The sequence below is a fragment of the Caballeronia choica genome (genome assembly GCF_001544535.1).
GTDB lineage: Bacteria > Pseudomonadota > Gammaproteobacteria > Burkholderiales > Burkholderiaceae > Caballeronia > Caballeronia choica.
This window is the reverse complement of sequence record NZ_FCON02000483.1, coordinates 1-1,203: the sequence shown is the minus strand read 5'-3', so window position 1 is coordinate 1,203 and position 1,203 is coordinate 1. Positions and strand designations below refer to the sequence as shown.

At 63.8% G+C, this 1,203-nt stretch carries 2 protein-coding genes; both read left to right on the top strand.

What is annotated here, in order from left to right; genetic code table 11:
- Window positions 1-981 (top strand): IS630 family transposase (locus AWB68_RS45180; protein WP_087650480.1); only part of this gene is annotated, 981 nt, incomplete at its 5' end.
- 13 nt (window positions 982-994) lie between these two features.
- Window positions 995-1,203, top strand: a 209-nt coding sequence (locus AWB68_RS45175; protein ID WP_087650481.1) for a hypothetical protein, incomplete at its 3' end; no start/stop codon positions are given.

The window sequence follows — 1,203 nt, the reverse complement described above, 5'->3', positions numbered from 1 at the left end:
ATGCGGGCGCGCATCGCGTTGTGGGCCCACGAGGGCCACTCCAATACGGTGATTGCGCGGGAACTGGGTGTCTCGGTGCAAACGGTCTGCCTGTGGCGCAAGCGCATTGCCCAGCAAGGTGCCCAAGGCATTCGCGAAGGCGAGCGCAGTGGCCGTCCGCCACGCATCACGCATGAAGCGCGGCTGCAGTTGATTGCGCTGGCGTGTGAAACGCAGGAACCTGAGGGACGGGTCACCCCGACGCTCGACGAGATTGCGGCGCGCGCCGTCGAGCGCGGCGTCGTCGAACAGATCAGCCGCAGCCATGTGCAGCGCATTCTGCAGGCCGGCGACGTGCGTCCGCACCGGGTCCGGCAATGGCTACACAGTCCGGACCCGGCCTTTCGCGAGAAGGTCAACGGGATTTGCAAACTGTACCGCAAGGCCCCCAGAAACGCGGTGGTGCTCAGTATCGACGAGAAGACTGGCATTCAGGCCATTGAGCGCACGCACCCGGGACGTGCGCCCGCGCCCGGACGGCTGCGCCGTCGTGAGTTTGAATATGTTCGTCACGGCACCCAGGCGCTGATTGCCGCGCTCGATGTGCATACCGGACAGGTACTGGCAGAGTGCCGCGAGCGGCGTACCCAGGACGATCTGGTCGCCTTCATGGAGCGCGTGGCAATCGCGTACTCGGACAAACAGGTGCACGTTGTCTGGGACAATCTGAACACGCATCGTGCACAGGCCGTCTGGCATGCGTTCAACGCGCGGCATGGCAAGCGCTTTCACTTCCACTTCACGCCGTTGCACGCAAGCTGGGTCAATCAGATCGAACTCTGGTTTGCCCGCTACACGCGCCGGGTGTTGCGCCATGCGAGCCACACCAGTACCGTGCATCTGCGCGAGCGCACCGCGCAGTTCATCCGCGAGCACAATCAGGCGGCACGCCCGTTCAAATGGAGCTTCCGGGGCTATCCGCTGCAAAGCGGCGCATCGTAATCGAGGGACCGACATGCCAGCTTTACCCACCAAACATTACGCTGCCGAACTGCAGCGTCAACTGCGCGGCCTGCTCGGCCATGAGCAGATCGTCACGCAAGCCTACGGGCGTCACCTGCTGATCAAACGTCTGGACGATGAGGACCCGACCGTGGTGGCGCGGCTGACCGAGCTTGGCCGCAATCGTTATGGCGCGGCCTTTCGCAGCCATAGTGGACGTTG